A 20,132-nucleotide genomic window follows, 5' to 3' on the forward strand; every position below is an offset into this window, starting at 1 on the left:
GCGGGGATGCCTTAACGCTAAGCTGGCCGCAGCAAATTGTGGAAGATTATTCATTGCATAACTAGCATTACAAAACGCAATGCGGTGGAGTGCGCCGCAGCTCAGGAGCCCGCATGTTCGAACCCGCCCAGCTGCGCTCTTTCCTGGCCGTGGCCGAAACACTGAGCTTCACCCGGGCCGCCGAGCGCCTGGGCCTCGCGCAACCGACGGTCAGCCAGCACGTGCGCAAGCTGGAGACCGCTGCGAAGCGGGTCCTGGTGGCGCGGGACACCCGGGATGTGCGCCTGACCGACAACGGGGACGCCATGGCCGGCTTCGCCCGCAGCATCCTGTCCGCGCACGACGCCGCCGCCCGCTACTTCTCCGGATCGGCCATGCGCGGCCGGCTGCGCTTCGGCACGGCGGATGACCTCGCGATCACCGGGCTGCCGAGGATCCTGCGGGAATTCCGCCAGGTCTACCCGCAAATCAACCTGGAACTGACGGTGGGCCAGAGCACCCAGCTCTACAAACGGCTGAACGCCGGCCAGCTGGACCTGGTCTTCGTCAAATGGGTGGCCGGGGCCAAGGACGGCACGGTGGTGCAGCAGGACTCCTTCGCTTGGGTGGGGGTGGAACAGACGTCCCTGGACCCGGCCGAGCCGGTGCCGCTGATTGCCTACCCCTCCCCCAGTCTGAGCCGGAAACTGGCCATCGATGCCCTCGAATCCGCCGGCCGCACCTGGCGCATCACCTGCACCACGCGGCAGATCAGCGGAGTGCTGGCCGCCGTCCGGGCCGGCATCGGCGTTGCGGTCATGCCGTCCTCACTCGTGCCGGACGATCTGTTGATCATCACCCGGCGCTTTGAACTGCCCCCGGTCGGCGACGTCGATTTCACCCTGATCCGCAACCCGCTGGCGAACACCGAGGTGATTGAGGCCCTGACCCAGACGATCGCGGGCCGGACCCTGAAGCGCCCCGGCTGAGCGGCCGGGGCGCACCTGCGTACCTGCGGCTGTACCTACTCGGGTTGCGTACTTACGCATACCATTGATCCACTCGTAATCATGGCTTATCCTGAGTGTGTTGAAGGTCAAGCAGAGGCCTGTGACAACGATTCGAATACGAACGCTGTCCTGTGTGTCTGCCGTGCGGCGACTCACCGGAGGCGTTCGGGATAGGCCGACAATGACGCCAGCCATAAACCGACCACATCGTCCCGCCACATCGGCAAACCGGAGCCTCAAACCCGTGGCCCCGCTCTCCCAGGCAGTGCACCGCGGCGCCGCCGCGCATCACCCCAGCCGCGGCCGCCTGGACCCGCACCACCCGACGACCCTGGTTGAGGCGGAGTACGTCGGCAGCCCGTACTGCGAACGTTGCGGCACCGACGAATTCATCTACCTGGAGACTTTCGTCCCGGCCACGCACCACAGGGACGGCTCCATCAACCGGCTGGGCGAGGTGACGTACTTCTGCACCGGCTGCGACGACTTCTCCGCGCATGCCGTGCCTGCCACCTGGGTTCCACCCGGCTGGTACTTCGGCTGAGTCCGCGGACTTGAGCCTCCACAGACCACGAGCCGGGCGGCCACCATTGGAGGGTGGCCGCCCGGCTCGTTTATGTTGCCCCAGGCGTGTGTGTTGCCCAGGGGGTCCCTAGATCAGCCCGTCCGAAATGTGGTTCGGCGTCCCGAACCGGTGCGCGGTGATGCTGATGGCCTGCTCATGCAGGAACGGCAGCAGCTCGACGCGTCCGGCTTCGGTGACCGGGTGGAAGTAGATCGCCAGGTCCGGACGTCCCGCGGTCGCCTCGGCCAGGGCCGCGGCGTTCCCGCCGATGAGCCTGACCCGCGGGGTGGAGAGCCTGGCCGCGCCGGCGGACCTGGCCGCGGCGGCCAGCCAGTCGGCGTCGTTCTCCACGGTGGGATCGATACCGAGCCCGGAGAGCACGGTGCGCAGCTGGGTGGGAAGCTCGATGGCGGTGGACACCGTCAGCGGGGAGCCGGCCAGGACGCCGGCCGCCACTGTCCGGACCAGGCGGGCGAGCGGTTCGCCTTCGGCGAGGCGCACCTGTACCGGCAGCGGGCGGTAGCGGAAGATGTTCCGTTCGGCGCCCAGTCCGGAGACGTCCCGGGCCGTGCCGAATTCCTCGGCCCAGGCGAGGGCGTCGGAGGCCAGGGCACGCTGCACGCCTTCCAGCTCGCCGGCGGACAGGAACCCCCTGGCTGCCTGCTCGATCCGGCGGACGCCGGGGTGCGCGGGTGTGGCGGCAGTGTTCCCGGCCGCGGCGCTGGGCTTGCTGACCCATTCGCCGAGCCCGACGAGATAGTTGGGCCCGCCGGCCTTGGTGCCGGCGCCGACGGCGGACTTCTTCCAGCCGCCGAAGGGCTGGCGCTGCACGATGGCGCCGGTGATGCCACGGTTGACATAGAGGTTGCCGGCCTGGACCGTCTCGAGCCAGAGGTCCAGTTCCGCCGGGTCCAGCGAGTGCAGCCCGGAGGTGAGGCCGTACTCGATCTGGTTCTGGATGGCGATGGCGTCCTCCAGGGTCTCCGCGGTCATCACGCCCAGCACGGGGCCGAAGAACTCGGTGAGATGGAAGTAAGATCCGCGGCGCACCCCGTAGCGGACGCCCGGGCTCCAGAGCTTGCCCGTCCCATCCAGCTTCCGCGGCTCGACGGCCCAGCTTTCCCCTTCGCCCAGGGTGGTGAGGGCGTTGAGGAGCTTGCCGCCGGCCGGTTCGATGATCGGGCCCATCTGGCTGGCCGGATCCTCGGGGTAGCCCACCTTGAGCGAGGTGACGGCGTCGATCAGCTGGTTGTGGAAGCGCCGCGATGTGGCCACGGATCCGACTAGGATCACCAGCGACGCGGCGGAGCACTTCTGCCCGGCGTGGCCGAAGGCGGAGTACGCGACGTCCTTGGCCGCGAGGTCAAGGTCGGCACTCGGGGTGACGATGATGGCGTTCTTGCCGCTGGTTTCGGCCAGCAGCGGCAGGTCCTTGCGGAACGACCGGAACAGTTCGGCGGTCTCGTAGCCGCCGGTGAGGATCACCCGGTCCACCGCGGGGTGGGAGATCAGCTGCCGGCCGAGCTCACGCTCGCCCAGCTGGACCATGGTCAGCACGTCCCGCGGGACGCCGGCTTCCCAGAGTGCCTCGATCATCACGGCACCGCTGCGCCGGGCCTGTTTGGCGGGCTTGATCACGACGGCGGAGCCCGCGGCGAGGGCCGCCAGCGTGGATCCGGCGGGGATGGCCACCGGGAAGTTCCACGGCGGGGTCACCACGGTGAGCTTCGCCGGAATGAAGGCGGCGCCGTCGACGTCGTCGAGCTTGCGGGCCGATTCGGCGTAGTAGTGCGCGAAGTCAACAGCCTCGCTGACCTCCGGATCGCCCTGGTCGATGGTCTTGCCGGTTTCGCTGGCCATGACCTCCAGGAGACCGGCGCGGCGGGCTTCCAGCACGTCGCCGGCGCGGTGCAGGATCGCCGCACGCTCGTCACCGGAGAGTGCGCCCCAGGCCTTGCCTTTTGCCACCGCGGTGTCAATCACGGTGTTGAGCGTCGCCTCGTCGTTGATCATGGCGGCCTCGACGGCGGCGTTGCCCAGGGTCGAGGACGGGACGCGTGCCAGGATGGCGCGGCCCCAGTCGCGGTTGACCGGCAGGGACGGGTCGGTGTCCGCAGTGTTCTCGAAGGAGTCATGCGGCATCGGCCCGGCCGGGACGCTGCGGTCCTGCCGGCGGTTGGGCGGCGGAACCTCGTCGTCGAGTTTGGCGAGCGAGGCGAGGAAGCGCTGCTTCTCGCGCTCGAAGAGCGTTTCGTTCTCACTGAGCTCGAAGACGGCGGACATGAAGTTGTCCTGGCTGGCGCCTTCCTCGAGCCGGCGGATCAGGTAGGCGATCGCGACGTCGAACTCGGCCGGGTGGACCACCGGGGTGTACAGGAGCAGCGAGCCGACGTCCTTTTTCACGGCTTCCGCCTGGCCCTGGGCCATGCCGAGCAGCATCTCGAACTCGATGCCGGACTCCACGCCGCGCTGTTTGGCGAGCAGCCAGGCGAAGGCAATGTCGAAAAGGTTGTGACCGGCAACGCCGATCCGGATGTTGCGGATCCGGTCCGGGTGCAGCGCGTAGTTGATGACGCGCTTGTAGTTGGTGTCCGAATCCTGCTTGGTGTTCCAGGTGGCGAGCGGCCAGCCGTGCAGTGAGGCCTCCACCTGCTCCATCGGCAGGTTGGCGCCCTTCACCACGCGGACCTTGATCGCGGCGCCGCCGTCGGCGCGGCGGGCGGCGGCCCAGTCCTGCAGGCGGATCATGGCGGCGAGCGCGTCCGGGAGGTAGGCCTGGAGCACGATGCCGGCCTCGAGGTCCCTGAACTCCGGCTTGTCCAAAATCCGGGTGAAGACCGCAATGGTCATGTCCAGGTCCTTGTACTCCTCCATGTCCAGGTTGATGAACTTGGCTTTCTGTCCGCCGGCGGCAAACGAGGCAGCGCGGGTGAAGAGCGGGGTGAGCTTCTCGACGACGTGCTCCACGGCCTCGTCGAAGGCCCAGGCCGAGTGCGGGGCCACGGTGGAGGAGACCTTGATCGAGACGTAATCGACGTCGGGGCGGGACAGCAGCTTGTGCGTGCCCTCGAGCCGGCGTGAGGCCTCGTGCTCGCCGAGCACGGCCTCGCCCAGGAGGTTGACGTTGAGCTTGATGCCGTCCGTGCGGATCTTCGCGATGGCGGGGCCCAGCTTGGCGTCGGTCGCATCGACGATAAGGTGGCCGACCATTTCGCGCAGCACACGGCGGGCGACCGGGATGACCACCTGCGGCAGGGCCGGGGCCATGGAGCCGCCGAGACGCACGGCACCGCGCATGTACCAGGGCAGGAACGCGGGGACCTTGGGGGCCAGGGCGGCGAGGTTGCGGGCGGCCACCCGGAGGTCCTCGGGCCGGACCACGCCGTCGACGAACCCGACCGTGAAGTCCAGGCCGTTGGGGTCCTTCAGGACACCAGCGAGCTGCTCGGCCGAGGCGTCCACCGGGACCTTCGCCGCCTCGGCGAGCCAGTGGCGCACCAGCCCGATGGCCTCCCCGGCGAGGGCAGCGGCTTCGAGGACCGGAGAGCCTTCCGAGACGGCGGCGTGTACGGCGTCTTTGCGGGCGTTCACACCGGACTCCGTGGAAATGTTGGTCATGGCTGGCACTCGTTCTTTCTCGAAATGGGGACCGTTCTAAACTCAGTATGGGACCGGATTTTCATAAGATAAAGCGATGTTTTCCGAGCAATACTGGTTAGAAAAATCGAACGGTGTGAGGCCTGCCGGAACCGCCCCGAAACACACGAATGCGCTATCACTTTTGGCTCCCAAAACCGGGGCATGGGAGCCAAAAGTGATAGCGCAACCGGGCCGGTGGTTAGCCGACGTGGCGGTGCATCTCCACGGCTTCCTCGTGCCGTGGGCTGTCAGGGTTCATCAGCGAGTTCTTGCGGCCGTAGGTGAAGTAGATGACCAGGCCGATGACGAGCCAGACGCCGAAGCGCAGCCAGGTCTCCCAGTGCAGCTGGAGCATGAGGAAGCCGGAGGCCAGCACGCCAAACGCCGGAACGAGCGGCATGAGCGGCAGCCGGAAGGTGCGCGGGGCGTCGGGCTTCTTGTAGCGGAACACGATGACCGAGGTGCAGACGACGACGAAGGCGGCCAGGATGCCGATGTTGGTCAGGTCGGCGACGGCCTTGATCGGGAACACGCCGGCCAGCAGCGCGGAGGCGACGCCGGCGATCCAGGTGACGCGCTGCGGGGTGCCGTGGCGGTCCGTCTTGGCGAACCAGCCGGGGAGCAGCCCGTCGCGGCTCATCGAGAACCAGACGCGGGTGACGCCGAGCAGGAAGGTGAGCATCACGGTCAGGATGGACAGGACGGCAAAGACCGAGATGATCGTGGCGATGACCGGCAGGCCCACGCTGTTGAACGCGGAGGCGAAGCCGGCCTTGGGGTCGATCTCCTGGTAGTTCTGCATGCCGGTGAGCACCAGGGTTGCGGCGACGTACAGGAGCATCGCGACGACGAGGGACATGATGATGGCCTTCGGCATGTGCTTCTTGCCGTCGGTCGCCTCTTCCGCGGCGGTGCTCATCGCGTCGTAACCGAACACGGCGAAGAACACCGTGGCCGCGCCGGCCACAACCGGGCCAAACCCGCTGGGCATGAACGGGTTGTAGTTTCCCGTATCAATGTAGAAGATGCCGAGACCGATGATGAACAGGATCAGGACCACCTTGATCCCAACGGCCACAAGTTCGAATCGGCCGAAGGTCTTGGTGCCGCGGGACAGGATCCAGGTCACCAGGAGGCAGACGGCAATCGCGGGAACATTGATGATCCCGCCGGTGCCTTCATCCGGCGTCGCGGTCATCCACGCCGGCATGTGGACGCCGATGCCGGAGAGGAACGCGTCGAAGTAGCCGGAAATACCGATCGCCACCACGGCCACAATCGCGATGTATTCCAGCAACAGGTCCCAGCCAATGAACCAGCCGATGATCTCGCCGAGCGCCACGTAGCCGTACGTGTACGCCGAACCGGCCCGCGGGATCATGCCCGCGAACTCCGCGTAGGACAACGCGGCGGCCGCGGACGCGAGTCCCGCAATCAGAAAGGAGAACAGCACCGCCGGGCCGACGCCGGGTTCGGACGCGCTGCCGTGGGCCACGAGGCCCGCCAGGGAGAAGATGCCGACGCCGATGATGCCGCCAACGCCGATGGCCGTCAACTGCCAGAGCCCCAGGCTCTTTAGCAGGCCGCTGTGCAGGTTTTCTTCCTCGATGTCGTCGATGGGCTTGCGCCTCATGATCGACCGGGTTATGTCTTTTGTACTCATTTTCAGGGTCTTCCGCTCAGGTGTGGTGCCCATCAATCCGCCCTGTGATGGGGGTTACTCGACGACAACAGTATGCAAGCCGGATTGCATTAGATAAAGTGAATTCTCCTAATCAATAAACATTAGAATTCACAAAGGAATAGCGATGCTGGATGTCCGGCGGTTACGCCTGCTGCGCGAACTGAAGATCCGGGGCACCCTGGCCGAGGTCGCGGAGGCGCTTCAGTACAGCCCGTCGTCGGTCTCGCAGCAGCTGGCGCTCCTGGAAAAGGAAGCCGGCGTCGAACTGCTTCGCAAGACCGGACGCCGGGTCCAGCTGACCCCGCAGGCAGAGGTCCTCGTGGCCCACACGGCCCACCTGCTGGAAACGCTGGAACAGGCCGAGGCGGATCTGGCCGCCTCGCTGACCACCGTGACGGGCACGGTCCGCGTTGCGGTCTTCCAGTCCGCGGCGCTGGCCCTGATGCCGGATGCCCTCACCCGGATGTCGTCACGCTATCCCGAAGTCCGGATCGAAATGACCCAGCGGGAACCCGAAACGGCACTTCATGAGACCTGGGCCCGGGACTTTGACCTGGTCATTGCCGAGCAGTACCCCGGCCATGCGGCCCCCCGCTATGCCGAACTCGACCGGCTCCGGCTCACGAGCGATGCCATCCGCCTCGCGGTTCCGCCCCGCTCCTCCGACCGCCCGGCGATAACGTCCCTCACGGACACCGCCGGGCTGGCCTGGGTGATGGAGCCCCGCGGCGCAGCGTCACGGCACTGGGCCGAACAGGCCTGCCGCAGCGCCGGATTCGAGCCCGACGTCCGTTTCGAGACCGCAGACCTGCAGGCGCAGATCCGGCTGATCGAATCCGGGAACGCCGTGGCATTTATGCCGGACCTCGTCTGGACCGGGAGAGGCACAACGTCGCAGCTGATTACCCTGCCGGGTGATCCGCACCGGACCATCTTCACCTCCGTGCGGCGCTCCAGCGTCAAGCGCCCGGCCATCCTGGCCACCCGGGAGATCTTGGCGGAGACAGCGGCGTCCATCCCGCCCGCCGGCCCGTAAGCCGGCGGGCGGCGCAGGCGGGCGGTGCAGGCGGGCGGTGCCGGCTGCCGAGGCTGCCGGCCGGCGAGGCCGCCCGCGTGCGGGGGTGTTGGCTTGCTCACAGCGCTTCCGGCGGCCCGGCGCTAGACTGGATCCGTTATGAACCGCACAATATTCAAGTCCAAAATCCACCGCGCCACGGTCACGCACGCGGACCTCCACTATGTCGGCTCGGTCACCGTGGACCTGGATCTGCTGGAAGCGGCCGACATCCTGCCCGGCGAACTGGTCTCCATTGTCGACGTCACCAACGGTGCCCGGCTGGAGACCTACACGATTGCCGGCGAGCGCGGTTCCGGGGTAATCGGGATCAACGGCGCCGCCGCGCACCTCATGCACGAGAACGACATCATCATCCTGATCACCTACGCCCAGATGACCACTGATGAAGCCAAGGCCTACAGCCCCAAAGTGGTCCATGTGGATAAGGACAACAAGATTGTCCAGATCGGCAACGACCCCGCGGAGGGCCACACCCCCGGGATCATGCGCCCGCCGTACGCGCTGAACAACGCCACGCTTAACTGACGGCGTCAGCCCGCGGGCGTACTTCTGCCGTAACAGGAGCTGGGCGTAAATAAAGCTGATTACTCTGGAGGGGTGACTGCCGCCCCTTCCCCGCTTTCGACGCTGCGGAGTGCCGCGTGCTAGGCGTCCTCGCGGGGTTCTTCGTGGTCTGGTGCATCATCCTGGTGGGCATGTTCGTCGGCCGGCGCGGAATCCTGGGCGAGAACGCCCGCTCCGTGCTCAGCGCGCTGACATTCTTCGTCGCCAGCCCGGCCCTGCTGTTCGACACCCTCAGCAAGGCCAAAGTCCACGATATTTTCGCCGCCCCGCTGCTGGTGACGGCGGTCGGCGCCATCGCGACGGCGGCACTCTTTTTCGGCATCGTCCGCTTCCTGCTCAAACGCTCCGTGCCCGAATCCCTCATGTCCTCCATGAGCGCTTCGCTGGCCAACTCCGCCAACCTCGGCATCCCCATCGCCGTGTACGTCCTGGGCGATGCAAGTTATGTGGCGCCGCTGCTGATCTTCCAGCTGGCGTTCTTCACCCCCATGTTCCTGGTGGTCCTGGATGCCACCACCAGCAACCACCGGACCACGCCGCTGAGCTTCCTGCTGATGATCCTGCGGAATCCCATGATCGTGGGCTCCGGGCTGGGCCTGACGGTGGCCGCCACCGGCTGGCAGGTGCCGCCACTGGTGATGGAGCCCATCCACCTGATCGGCGGCGCCGCGATTCCGGCCATGCTGCTCGCCTTCGGGATGAGCCTGAACGGCTCCCGCCCGCTGCACGCCCCGGCGGGGCGCCGGATCGACACCCTGCTGGCCAGCGGCTTCAAGCTCATTGTCCATCCGCTGCTGGCCTACCTCTTCGCCCGCTTCGCCCTGCAGCTGGCGGACCAGGCACTTTTCGCCGTGGTGGTGACCTCCGCCCTGCCCACCGCGCAGAACGTTTTTGTGATCGCCAACCGCTACCGGACCGGCCTCACCGTCGCCAAGGACACCATCCTGATCACCACGGTCGTCGCCGTGCCGGCCATGATCGGCGTGGCCCTGCTGCTCGCCTGAGCATCCCCGCAACGCCCCCGCACCACACCACACCATCCGGAGGACCCATGAGCACCAGCCTGGACACCGTCATCATCGGAGGCGGGGCCATGGGCTCGGCGGCGGCGTGGGCCCTGGCCAGCCGCGGCCGGGCCGTGACCCTGCTGGAGCAGTTCAGCCCCGGGCACCGCAACGGCGCTTCCCATGGCGCCACCCGGAACCTCAACCCCGGCTACGCCGATCCCGACTACGTGGCCATGCTGGCCGAGTCCGTCCGGCTCTGGGACGAGCTCGAGGCCGATGCCGGCGAGCGGCTGCTGGCGCGCACCGGCGTCGTGAACCACGGGACCGATCCGCTGCTGGGCGCGGTGCAGTGGGCCCTGCAAGGGACCGGGCTGCGGGCCGAGTTCCTGGGTGCAGCGGAAGCGGCCGAACGGTGGCGCGGCATCCGGTTCGACCAGCAGGTGCTGCACATGCCCGACGGCGGGCAGCTGAACCCCGGTGCGGTCCTGCCGGCGCTGCAGCGCCTGGCCGCGGGCCGCGGCGCCGAGCTCCGGCACCGGGTCAAGGTGCTGGAGCTCGCCGTGGCTGACGACGGCGTCCGGCTCACGGTCGACGCCGGCGGCCGCACCGAGGTGCTGACCGCGCGGCAGGCCGTAGTCACCGCCGGTGCCTGGACCTCGAAACTGCTCGGCGGGCTGGTGCCCCTCCCCCGGCTCACCGTCACCCAGGAACAGCCGGCGCACTTCGCCGTTGCCGACGAGGGCGCGGTCTGGCCGGGGTTCAACCATGTCCCCGGCCAGGGCGCGGATTTCGCGGACTGGTACTCACCGGTCTATGGCATGCCGACGCCGGGCGAGGGCATCAAGGCCGGCTGGCACGGCGTGGGGCCGGTCGTGGACCCGGACCGGAGGTCCTTCACGCCGGAACCCGCGCAACTGGCGGCGCTGCAAAACTACGCGCGGCGGTGGCTGCCCGGCGTGGATGCCGACTCCCTCACCGACATCAGCTGCACCTACACCACCACCGCGGACGAGAACTTCATTCTTGACCGCATCGGGCCGCTCGTGATCGGTGCGGGCTTCTCCGGCCACGGGTTCAAGTTCACCCCCGTCGTCGGGCGGATCCTCGCCGACCTCGCCACCGGCGACGGCCCGGCGCCGGCAATCTTCTCGGCCTCCCGCCCCGGGATCCGCTGACCCCCGCCCCCAAAAAGCAACGCGGGGTCACATCGCGCCCATCCCGGGCTCCGGCATGGGCGCGATGTGACCCCGCGTTGCTGTGTGCGCCGGTAGTCTGGGACCGGTCTTAAGCCGCCCCGGGGGCAACCCGGGGCAACAGCAGGAAGTAAGGACAAATTGCACAGCGTCAGAACACGCGGCACCGCCAGGTCCGGGGCCGTCGATTGGATCGCGGCCGGGCTGGCAGGGCTGCTGCTAATCTCCGCCACGGCCTGCGCTGGCACGGGGACGGCCCCGGCCGCCGCGCCGACAGCCCTCCCAACAGTGAGCACGGCCGGCAGCCCCGCGGCCGCCTCCCCGGAACCCGGCGCCGAGGACACCCCGAACCAGCAGCCGGCCTTCGCCGCCAAGGCTCTGGACGTTCTGGCAACGATCCCGGTCAAGGGCCGGGCGCCCAAGACGGGCTACTCGCGCGATCAGTTCGGCCAGGCCTGGGCCGACGTCGACCGCAACGGCTGCGACACCCGCAACGACGTGCTCCGCCGGGACCTGACCGACCTCGCCCTCAAGCCCGGCACCGGGGACTGCGTTGTCCTTTCCGGCATCCTGAACGACCCCTACACGGCAATCCTGATCAACTTCCTCCGCGGCAACAGCACCAGTGACGCGGTGCAGATCGACCATGTGGTGGCCCTCAGCGACGCCTGGCAGAAGGGCGCCCAGCAACTCACCGAGGCCCAGCGGCTCTCCTTCGCCAACGATCCGCTGAACCTGCTCGCGGTGGACGGCCCCGCCAACCAGCAAAAGAGCGACGGCGACGCCGCCACCTGGCTGCCTGCGAACAAGTCCTACCGCTGCGACTACGTGGCCCGCCAGATCTCGGTCAAGTCCAGTTACGGGCTGTGGGTCACCGCGGCCGAACACGATGCGATGGCACGGGTTCTCGGCGACTGCCCCGGCCAGGCCGCCCCGACCAGCCAGGCGGCGCCGGCGCCCCCGACGCAGGCGGCGACTCCCGCACCGGCCCCCGCCGCTCCGGCAGCCCCGGCGAACCCGGCCTCCGTGTACTACGCCAATTGCGCCGCTGCCCGTGCTGCCGGCGCCGCACCGCTCCGGGCCGGCCAGCCGGGCTACCGCGAGCAGATGGACGGCGACCGCGACGGCATCGCCTGCGAATAACGCGCCGTCTGATTCAGCACCGGCGCAGCGGCTAGTTCTTCGGCAGCGCGTCCAGCAGCCGCGCGCAGCGGATGAACCCCAGATGCGAGTACGCCTGGGGGTGGTTCCCCAGATGCGTTTCGGTGCCCGGGTCGTACTCCTCCGGCAGCAGCCCGGTGGGGCCGAACAGGTTGACCAGCTGGTCGAACAGGTCCCATGCCTCCTCGATCCGGCCGACCGCGACATAGGCCTCGATCAGCCATGTTGTGCAGATGTGGAAGCCGCCCTCCAGGCCCGGCAGGCCGTCGTCGTACCGGTAACGGAACACCGTGGGGCCCACCCGCAGTTCCCGTTCCACCGCGGTGACGGTGTCGAGGAAGCGCTGGTCGCTGACGTCGAGCAGTCCGGAGAGTCCGATGTGCAGCACCGCGGCGTCCAGGTCCGGGCTGTCGTAGGCCACCGTGTAGGACTCCGCGCTCTCGTCCCAGCCTTCGCGCAGGACTTCCTCGCGGATGGCGGTCGCGGCGGGTTCCCACGCCGGAACCGGCGTCCGGCCGTGCCTCGCGGCGGTGCGCAGGGCCCGGTCCAGGGCCACCCAGCACATCACCTTGGTGTAGACGTGGTGCCGCGGTGCCCGCCGGGCCTCCCAGATGCCGTGGTCCGGCTCGTGCCAGCGGGCCAGGACGGCCGAGGCCATCTGCACCATCAGCTCCCAGTGGGCATCGGAGAGGTCCCCATGCCGGGCGGACAGGGAGTCGATCAGCTCGGCGATCGGCCCAAAGACGTCCAGCTGCACCTGGTGGTCCGCGGCATTGCCGATCCGCACCGGGCGGGAGCCAGCGTAGCCGGGGAGGCTCTCGATGATGGCTTCGGTGGACAGTGGTGACCCTGTCACCGAGTACAGCGGGTGCAGCCATTCCGGGCCGGGGGCGTGGGCCAGGATCCGGCCCAGCCAGGCCAGGAATCCTTCCGCTTCCGAGGTCGAGCCGAGATCCACGAGGGCGTTGACCGTCATCGAGCCGTCCCGCAGCCAGCAGTACCGGTAATCCCAGTTCCTGGTGCCGCCAATCCCCTCCGGCAGCGAGGTGGTGGGCGCCGCCAGGACGGCTCCGGTGGGCTCGTGGACCAGGGCGCGGAGCACCAGGGCGGACCGCCGGACCAGGGACGGTTTGACGGCGGGCAGCTGCAGCGCCTGCACCCAACGCCGGGAATGCAGCGCGACGCCGGCACGGCGCGAGTTCTCCTCCGGAGGCTCGGCGCGCTGGAGGTCGGTGTCGCCGCAGCGCAGGTTCAGCACCACCGGCCCGTGCCGCAGGTTCACCTCGGCGGTGGCGGTGGCATGCCGGCCGTCCGAGGTGATGGAGAAGCCGGCCCCGGGCGCCAGCAGGATGATGGGGTCCGCGGTCCCCACAACGTGCAGCTCCTCACCGCGGGCCTCCATGCTGAAGGGCGCGTTGGCGTAGTCCGGGCGGGGCGCAAAGACAATCCGCGCCGTCCCCGTGCCCGAGAGCACCCTGACCAGGCTGGTCACGCCTTCCGGCGCCGGTTCCAGGTAGTCAGTGACGGTGACGTCGGCCCAGCGGGTTTCCACGATCATGGTGCTGTCCACATAGCGCTGGCCCAGCACCTGGGAGGCCTTCACCGGTTCGACCGAGAAATGGCCGGCCGCGTCGCCGCCGAGAAGATACGCAAATAGGGATCCCGAGTCCGGCAGCGGGTGGCTCATCCAGCAGATTTTGGCGTCCGGTGTGATCAGCGCTGTGGAGGAGCCGTTGCCGATCATCGAATGCCGCTCCAGGCCGACCGCGTCCTCACCAAACAGCCAGGACCGCCGCAGTTCGAAGAGGATGGCGAGGACCCTCGCGAAGGACTCGGGGTCCCGGAGCCGGTGGGCAGCCTGCGTCGGGCCCTCCCCCACCCGCAGCGCCATGTCCGGGCCGCGCAAGGTCGCCATCGCCAGCTCGTCACTGGCGGCGTCCCCGGCGTAGAAGGCCGCGCTGGCACCAAGCATGGAGCGCAGATGCTCCAGGGCGGCTGCCTTGGACGGTTCCACCACGGACAGGTCCAGGACCGAGCCGTCCACGATGAACGAGAGCCCGTGCGCCCGGGCAATGGCCTCCGCCTGGGCGGTGGCCAGCGCGACGACGTCGGGAGCGGCCGGGCGGGTGTGCACGGACACGGCAACGGGCTTCCGTTCGATGGTGATGCCGCGGTAGGCGCCGACGGTTTCGGCGAGCGCCTGGCTGGCCTGCTGCAGCACCGATTCGGTGGCCAGGGACAGCCCGTGGGCGTAGCCCATGTCGAATTCGGCGCCGTGCGAACCCACGAGGTGCACCTCTGCAGGGAGCCGTGAGACGGCGGCCAAGTCCCGCAGGGAACGCCCCGAGATGACGGCGGCGTGGGTGTTGGGCAGGGCAGCCAGCGCCCGGAGGGCAATCGCGGCGCTGCCCAGCGGCAGGGTCTCGGTGGAGATCCCTTCGGCGGCGCACAGGGTCCCGCCGTAGTTGCAGGCCACGAGCAGCCCGGGGGTGCGGGCCAGGATCTTGAGGTCCGCCAGCAGCTGGGGCGTGAGCCCGTCGTCGGCGGCGTTGGTCTGCACAAAGGCCCGGAGCAGGCCCAGCGGCAGAGATTTCGTCAGGAGGGCAGAGTCGGCCAGGGCCTGGTTGAGTGGAGTGGGCATGCGCGGAGTCCTTCGAGTAGTCCCCAATGCCTGCATGAGACCGTCCGAGAAGGACGTACTACTAAGTATCCTCCCGGCCCGATTTCCCGCGGGTGTCCCCGCGGTTGCAGCTGTGTAACATCCGCAGGGATGTTCCTTTTTGCCTCTTGACGTTCCTTATTGTGCGATTATGATACATAGTTATGTGAACTGCCTCACACCCGTGATGTTTCAAAGGAGAAATCATGACCATGCACGAAGATGCGCTGCGCCTGGCCTCCAGCCAGGGCGGCTGGGACCGTCGGACCTTGCTGAAGACGCTGGGTGTGGGAGCAGTCGCGATGGCGGGGGTGCCCCTGTTGGCGGGCTGCACCGGCGGAAGTGCGCCGGCATCGAGCGGCGGCGCCAAAACGGTCAGTTTCGGTTCCGGATCCTCGGATGAAGTCCCCAAGGCCGCCTACAAGGCCGTCACGGACGCTTTTGAGAAGAAGTCCGGCGTCAAGGTCAGCACCAATGTGGTGCCCCACAACGACTTCCAGAACAAGATCAACACGTACCTGCAGGGCAGCCCCGACGACGCCTTCACCTGGTTTGCCGGCTACCGGATGCAGTACTACGCGGACAAGGGCTTACTCGCCCCGATCGACGATGTCTGGGAGAAGATCGGGGGCAACTACTCCGGCGCCCTCAAGAAGGCTTCCACCGGCACCGACGGCAAGATGTACCTGGTCCCGAACTACAACTACCCCTGGGGTTTCTTCTACCGGAAGAGCCTGTGGGCCGAGAAGGGCTACCAGGTTCCGAAGACCTTCGATGAGCTCACCGCACTCTCCAAGAAGATGCAGGGCGACGGCCTGATCCCCATCGAATTCGCGGACAAAGACGGCTGGCCTGCCATGGGCACCTTCGATTACCTGAACATGCGCCTCAACGGCTACCAGTTCCACATGGACCTCACGGCCCACAAGGAAAGCTGGGACCAAAAGAAGGTCAGCGACGTGTTCGACACCTGGAAGGCACTGCTGCCGTACCAGAACCCCAATGCCCTGGGCATGACGTGGCAGGATTCCGCCAAAAACCTCGGCGACAAAAAATCCGGCATGTACCTGCTCGGATCCTTCCTCACCCAGCAGTACACCGACAAGACGGTCGCGGACGACATCGATTTCTTCCCGTTCCCGGAGATCGCGATGGAAGGCCAGGACGCAATCGAAGCCCCCATCGACGGACTGCTGCTCTCCAAGAAGGGCGGCCAGAACCCGGCCGCCAAGGACTTCCTCGCCTACCTCGGCACCCCGGAAGGACAAGACGTCTACGCATCCGTGGACTCCTCGAACATCGCCACCGCAAAGGGCGCCGACACGTCGAAATTCTCCCCGCTGAACAAGAAGATGGCGGAGGCCATCGCCAACGCCAAGAGCATCAGCCAGTTCTTTGACCGCGACGCACTCCCGGCCATGGCCAACAACGTGATGATCCCGGCGCTGCAGTCCTTTATCAAGGACGGCAACGTCGACGTCAAGAACCTGGAAGCCCAGGCCAAATCGCTCTACGCCGCCCAGTAGCCGCACGCGATATCGAGCAAGGAATCCCCAGTGAGCACATCAAGCGACACAACAACTGCCGGGGACCGCGGCACCACGCGGGCCCCGGCAGGGCGGGTCCGGCGTTTGTCCGGCCGGGACAAGTGGGTACTCGGCTTCATGGTGGGGGTCCCCACCCTCATCCAGCTCGTCCTGGTCTGGATCCCCACGCTGCTCTCCGCGGCCCTGTCCTTCACCCGGTGGAACGGGCTGAGCCTGACGGACATCAAGAGTGCAGGGGCGGCCAACTACCAGTTCATCGTCAACGACTACCCGCCGTTTTGGCCCGCGGTCCAGCACAATGTGCTGTGGCTGGTGTTCCTGGCCCTCATCGCCACCCCGCTGGGCCTGCTGCTCGCCATCCTTCTCGACCAGAACATCCGCGGCACCAAGATCTACCAAAGCATCTTCTTCACCCCCGTCATGCTGTCGCTGGCCTTGATCGGCGTCATCTGGCAGCTGTTCTACAACCGGGACAGCGGGCTGCTGAACTTCCTGCTGGGGACCGCCGGCACCCCGCAGGCGGTCGACTGGTTTGGCGACTCCAGCGTCAACATCTGGGCGGCCCTCGTGGCAGCCACGTGGCGGCACGCCGGCTACGTCATGATCCTCTACCTGGCAGGACTCAAGGGTGTTGACCCCACCCTGCGGGAAGCGGCCCAGATCGACGGCGCCAACGCTGTCCAGACCTTCTTTCGGGTCATCTTCCCGGCCATGCGGCCGGTCAACGTGATCATCATCGTCATCACGGTGATCGAATCGCTGCGCGCCTTTGACATTGTCTACGTCATCAACCGCGGCACGAACGGCCTCGAACTCATCAGCGCCCTCGTCATCCAGAATCTTGTGGGCGAAGGACAGGTGATCGGCGTCGGCTCCGCCCTCGCGGTCATCCTCCTGGTCATCTCGCTGGTCCCCATCACCTTCTACCTGTCCCGCGCCTTCGGAAAGGACAAAGAGGCATGAGCATCATCAAGCCGGCCCCGGCCGCGGCGAGAGGCCACGACGTCGCCGCAGCGCCGCGCACAGGCACCGGCGGCAAAAGACGGGGGCCAGCGAAAAATCACCTCGGCATCCACATCTTCCTGATCGTGATGGCAGCCATGTGGCTGGTGCCGCTGGGCTGGACCGTCTTCACGTCGCTGCGGCCCAAAGCCGACACCGACAAGTACGGGTACTTCAGCCTTGGCGGGTCCTTCAATTTCGACAATTTCGTCGAGGCCTGGACCCGGGGCGGGTTTGCGCAGTACGCCTGGAACTCAGTGCTGATCACCGTCCCCTCAGTCATCCTGATTCTGTTCTTCGCCTCCATGATGGCCTTCGCCGTCAGCCGGGTGTCCTGGAAATTCAACGTCACGCTGCTGATCATGTTCACGGCCGGCAACCTCCTGCCGCCCCAGGTCCTCGCGGCTCCCCTGTTCCAGATGTTCAAGCAGCTTGAGCTCCCGTACAGCATCAGCGACTCCGGAAACCTCCTCAACACCTACATCAGCGTCATCGCCGTCGACACGGCCTTCCAGATCGGCTTCGTCACGTTCGTCCTCTCCAACTACATGAAGGCGCTGTCCCCCGAGTTGACGGAGGCCGCCCTGGTGGACGGCGCCGGCATCTGGCGGCAGTACTGGGAAATCATCCTCCCCCTCTGCCGGCCGGCACTGGCGGCGATGGGCACGCTCGAGGTCATCTTCATCTACAACGACTTCTTCTGGCCGCTGCTCTTTATTCAAAGCGGTGACCGGCTCCCGCTCACCACCGCCGTGAACAACCTCCAGGGCCAGTTCCTCTCCGACTACAACCTGATCGCCGCGGGCGCCATGATCACGGCCATTCCGGCCCTCATCATCTACCTGCTCCTGCAGCGGCACTTCGTGGCCGGCCTGACGCTCGGCTCCAGCAAAGGATAAACGTGGATTACAACAACAACAACGCCGCCATGGACTACATCACCGCCCGGCTGGGCTCCGAAGGGTCCCCGATGCTGGCTTTCGGCGGGGATTACAACCCGGAGCAGTGGCCGGAAGAAACCTGGGACGAGGATGTCCGGCTCATGCGCGAGGCCGGCGTCAACCTGGTCAGCGTCGGCATCTTCAGCTGGTCCTTGCTGGAACCGTCCGAGGGCGTCTACGAATTCGGCTGGCTGGACCGTGTGCTGGACCTGCTGCACTCCAACGGCATCCGGGTGGACCTGGCCAACGCCACTGCCTCGCCGCCGCCGTGGTTCAGCCACAAGTACCCGGAGTCCCTTCCAGTGACTGCCGACGGCGTGCGCCACAGTTATGGCTCACGGCAGGCCTTCGCCGCCTCCAGCCCGGACTACCGCCGGGCCGCGGCCGCCCTGACGGAGCAGATTGCGACGAGGTACAAGGACCACCCCGCGGTGGTCATGTGGCATGTGCACAACGAGTACGGCTGCCACAACCAGCCCGACTTTTCCGACGGCGCCGCCGCAGGCTTCCGGAGCTGGCTGGAGGCCCGCTACGGAACACTCGACGGCCTGAACGACGCCTGGGGCACCGCATTCTGGTCGCAGCGCTACCACGCCTGGGAAGAAATCCTGCCGCCGCGGACCTCCGGCACATGGGTCAATCCCACCCAGCAGCTGGACTTCGCCCGGTATTCCTCGGACGAACTCCTCGAGTGCTACAAAGCGGAGGCGGCGATCATCCGCGCGCATTCCCGGCATCCGGTGACCACAAACTTCATGGGTTTCAACATGGGGCTGCACCAGCCGGTGGACTACTGGCGCTGGGCCGAACAGATGGACGTGGTTTCCAACGACCACTACCTCATCGCCGAGGACCTGCGGAACTTCCAGGAGCTTGCCGAGACTGCCGACCTCACCCGCGGCTGGGCGCAGGGCAGGCCATGGCTGCTGATGGAGCACTCCACGTCTGCGGTCAACTGGCAGCCCCGCAACATCGCCAAGGCGCCCGGCGAGATGCTGCGCAACTCGATGCAGCACGTCGGCCGCGGCGCGGACGGCGCGCTCTTCTTCCAGTGGCGGGCCTCCCGGGCCGGTGCGGAGAAGTTCCACTCCGGGATGCTGCCGCACGGGGGAACCGACACCAAGGTGTGGCGGGAAGTCGTCCAGCTGGGGCAGGCACTGCGCAGCATCGCCGAAGTCGCCGGCTCGACCGTGGCCGGCGCGTCCGGCAGCGTCGATGTCGCGATCATCCATGACACCGATGCCCGCTGGGCATCGGAACTCGATTCGCACCCGAGCGCGGATGCCTCCAACATCGCGGAGACGCGTCGCTGGCATGATGCCTTCTATCGCGCCGGAATCCCGACGGACTTCCGCCAAAGCACGGACGATCTGTCCGGCTACCGGCTCGTGGTGGCCCCGATGCAGTACCTTGTGACGGATGCCGGCGCGGCCAACCTGGACGGCTATGTGAGGTCCGGCGGGCACCTCGTCGTGACGTACTTCTCCGGCATCGTCAACGAACATGACCACATCAGGCCCGGCAGCTACCCCGGCGCGTTCAGTGAGCTGCTGGGAGTACGGATGGAGGAATTCTTCCCCCTGCGCGCCGGCGAGTCGGTCCCGCTCAGCGCCTTCGGGGCGGGCTCGTGCTGGAGCGAACTGGGCACGGTGAGCACCGCCGAGGTGCTCGCAGCGGCAACGGAGGGGCCGGTGGCCGGTTCCCCGGCGGTGACCCGCAACCACGCAGGAACCGGCCGGGCCTACTACGTCGCCACCACGTTGTCCGCCGAAGGCCTCAGCGAGCTGCTGCCCGTTATCTGCGCCGATGCGTCGGTGGAGCCCCTCGTCCCGGACCTTCCGCCCAACGTCGAGGTCATCCGGCGCAGCAAGGACGGCACGGACTGGACGTTCTGCATCAACCACGGGGCCGACGACGTCCGGCTGCCCCTTGCGGGGGTAGAACTCATCGCCGGCCAGGAGCTCGACGGCGGCCTTGGCCTGGACGCTGGCGCCGTCGCCGTCGTCCGTTCCCGCACAGCATCCACCACCCAACGCCGATGATGAGCATGGAGCTGCCGTGAGCCACCCGAACCCGACCACCGTCCCCGGGGGGACTCCGGTC

Annotated in this window: 14 protein-coding genes; 11 read left to right on the plus strand and 3 right to left on the minus strand. The window is 67.3% G+C overall.

All coding sequences use genetic code 11. The annotated features are described in order from the left end of the window. Positions 1–113 precede the first annotated feature (113 nt). Positions 114–968 carry a LysR substrate-binding domain-containing protein gene (locus tag QCD75_RS10085; RefSeq protein WP_301228167.1) on the plus strand — a complete coding sequence of 285 codons (855 nt, stop codon included), beginning with the start codon at positions 114–116 and terminating at the stop codon, positions 966–968. Positions 969–1,233: 265 nt separating this feature from the next. Continuing rightward, complete coding sequence (locus QCD75_RS10090; RefSeq protein WP_301228169.1) at positions 1,234–1,533, plus strand: hypothetical protein; 300 nt, start codon at positions 1,234–1,236, stop codon at positions 1,531–1,533. Positions 1,534–1,641: 108 nt separating this feature from the next. Here the strand turns inward: QCD75_RS10090 and QCD75_RS10095 are convergent, their stop codons facing one another. Continuing rightward, entirely contained in the window at positions 1,642–5,172 is a 3,531-nt protein-coding gene (locus tag QCD75_RS10095; RefSeq protein ID WP_301228171.1) for a bifunctional proline dehydrogenase/L-glutamate gamma-semialdehyde dehydrogenase, read from the minus strand. Positions 5,173–5,392: 220 nt separating this feature from the next. Continuing rightward, on the minus strand, positions 5,393–6,856 hold the full coding sequence (locus tag QCD75_RS10100; RefSeq protein ID WP_301228173.1) for an amino acid permease: 1,464 nt from the start codon (positions 6,854–6,856) through the stop codon (positions 5,393–5,395). A 145-nt stretch (positions 6,857–7,001) separates the two neighbouring features. Here QCD75_RS10100 and QCD75_RS10105 point away from each other — a divergent pair, with 145 nt between their 5' ends. From QCD75_RS10105 to QCD75_RS10125, 5 genes are all read left to right on the plus strand, one after another. Next, on the plus strand, positions 7,002–7,913 hold the full coding sequence (locus QCD75_RS10105; RefSeq protein WP_301228175.1) for a LysR family transcriptional regulator: 912 nt from the start codon (positions 7,002–7,004) through the stop codon (positions 7,911–7,913). 138 nt (positions 7,914–8,051) lie between these two features. Further along, entirely contained in the window at positions 8,052–8,480 is a 429-nt protein-coding gene (gene panD / locus QCD75_RS10110; protein WP_197410622.1) for an aspartate 1-decarboxylase, read from the plus strand. A gap of 116 nt (positions 8,481–8,596) precedes the next feature. After that, positions 8,597–9,523, plus strand: coding sequence for an AEC family transporter (locus QCD75_RS10115; RefSeq protein WP_301228179.1), 927 nt, complete (start codon positions 8,597–8,599; stop codon positions 9,521–9,523). A gap of 47 nt (positions 9,524–9,570) precedes the next feature. Then, entirely contained in the window at positions 9,571–10,701 is a 1,131-nt protein-coding gene (locus QCD75_RS10120; RefSeq protein WP_301228181.1) for an FAD-dependent oxidoreductase, read from the plus strand. Between the two features lie 159 nt (positions 10,702–10,860). Beyond that, positions 10,861–11,862 carry a GmrSD restriction endonuclease domain-containing protein gene (locus QCD75_RS10125; RefSeq protein WP_301228183.1) on the plus strand — a complete coding sequence of 334 codons (1,002 nt, stop codon included), beginning with the start codon at positions 10,861–10,863 and terminating at the stop codon, positions 11,860–11,862. A 31-nt stretch (positions 11,863–11,893) separates the two neighbouring features. Here the strand turns inward: QCD75_RS10125 and QCD75_RS10130 are convergent, their stop codons facing one another. Then, entirely contained in the window at positions 11,894–14,521 is a 2,628-nt protein-coding gene (locus QCD75_RS10130) for a trehalase-like domain-containing protein (RefSeq protein WP_301228185.1), read from the minus strand. A 224-nt stretch (positions 14,522–14,745) separates the two neighbouring features. On the opposite strand from QCD75_RS10130, the gene QCD75_RS10135 reads away from it, so the two are divergent. Genes QCD75_RS10135 through QCD75_RS10150 form a run of 4 tightly spaced genes read left to right on the plus strand, consistent with a single transcriptional unit; the run spans position 14,746 to position 20,071 of the window. Further along, positions 14,746–16,065 (plus strand): ABC transporter substrate-binding protein, encoded by a 1,320-nt coding sequence (locus QCD75_RS10135; RefSeq protein ID WP_301228187.1) that lies wholly within the window; start codon positions 14,746–14,748, stop codon positions 16,063–16,065. Between the two features lie 30 nt (positions 16,066–16,095). Further along, positions 16,096–17,049, plus strand: coding sequence for a carbohydrate ABC transporter permease (locus QCD75_RS10140; protein ID WP_301228189.1), 954 nt, complete (start codon positions 16,096–16,098; stop codon positions 17,047–17,049). Next, positions 17,046–17,987, plus strand: a complete 942-nt coding sequence (locus QCD75_RS10145; RefSeq protein ID WP_301228191.1) for a carbohydrate ABC transporter permease — start codon at positions 17,046–17,048, stop codon at positions 17,985–17,987. The genes QCD75_RS10140 and QCD75_RS10145 overlap by 4 nt, the downstream gene beginning before the upstream one ends. A gap of 2 nt (positions 17,988–17,989) precedes the next feature. Next, positions 17,990–20,071: a beta-galactosidase gene (locus QCD75_RS10150; protein ID WP_301228193.1), complete on the plus strand. Its 2,082-nt coding sequence runs from the start codon at positions 17,990–17,992 to the stop codon at positions 20,069–20,071. Positions 20,072–20,132: the final 61 nt, after the last annotated feature.

The sequence above is a fragment of the Arthrobacter sp. PsM3 genome, from assembly GCF_030433895.1.
Taxonomy (GTDB): Bacteria; Actinomycetota; Actinomycetes; order Actinomycetales; family Micrococcaceae; genus Arthrobacter.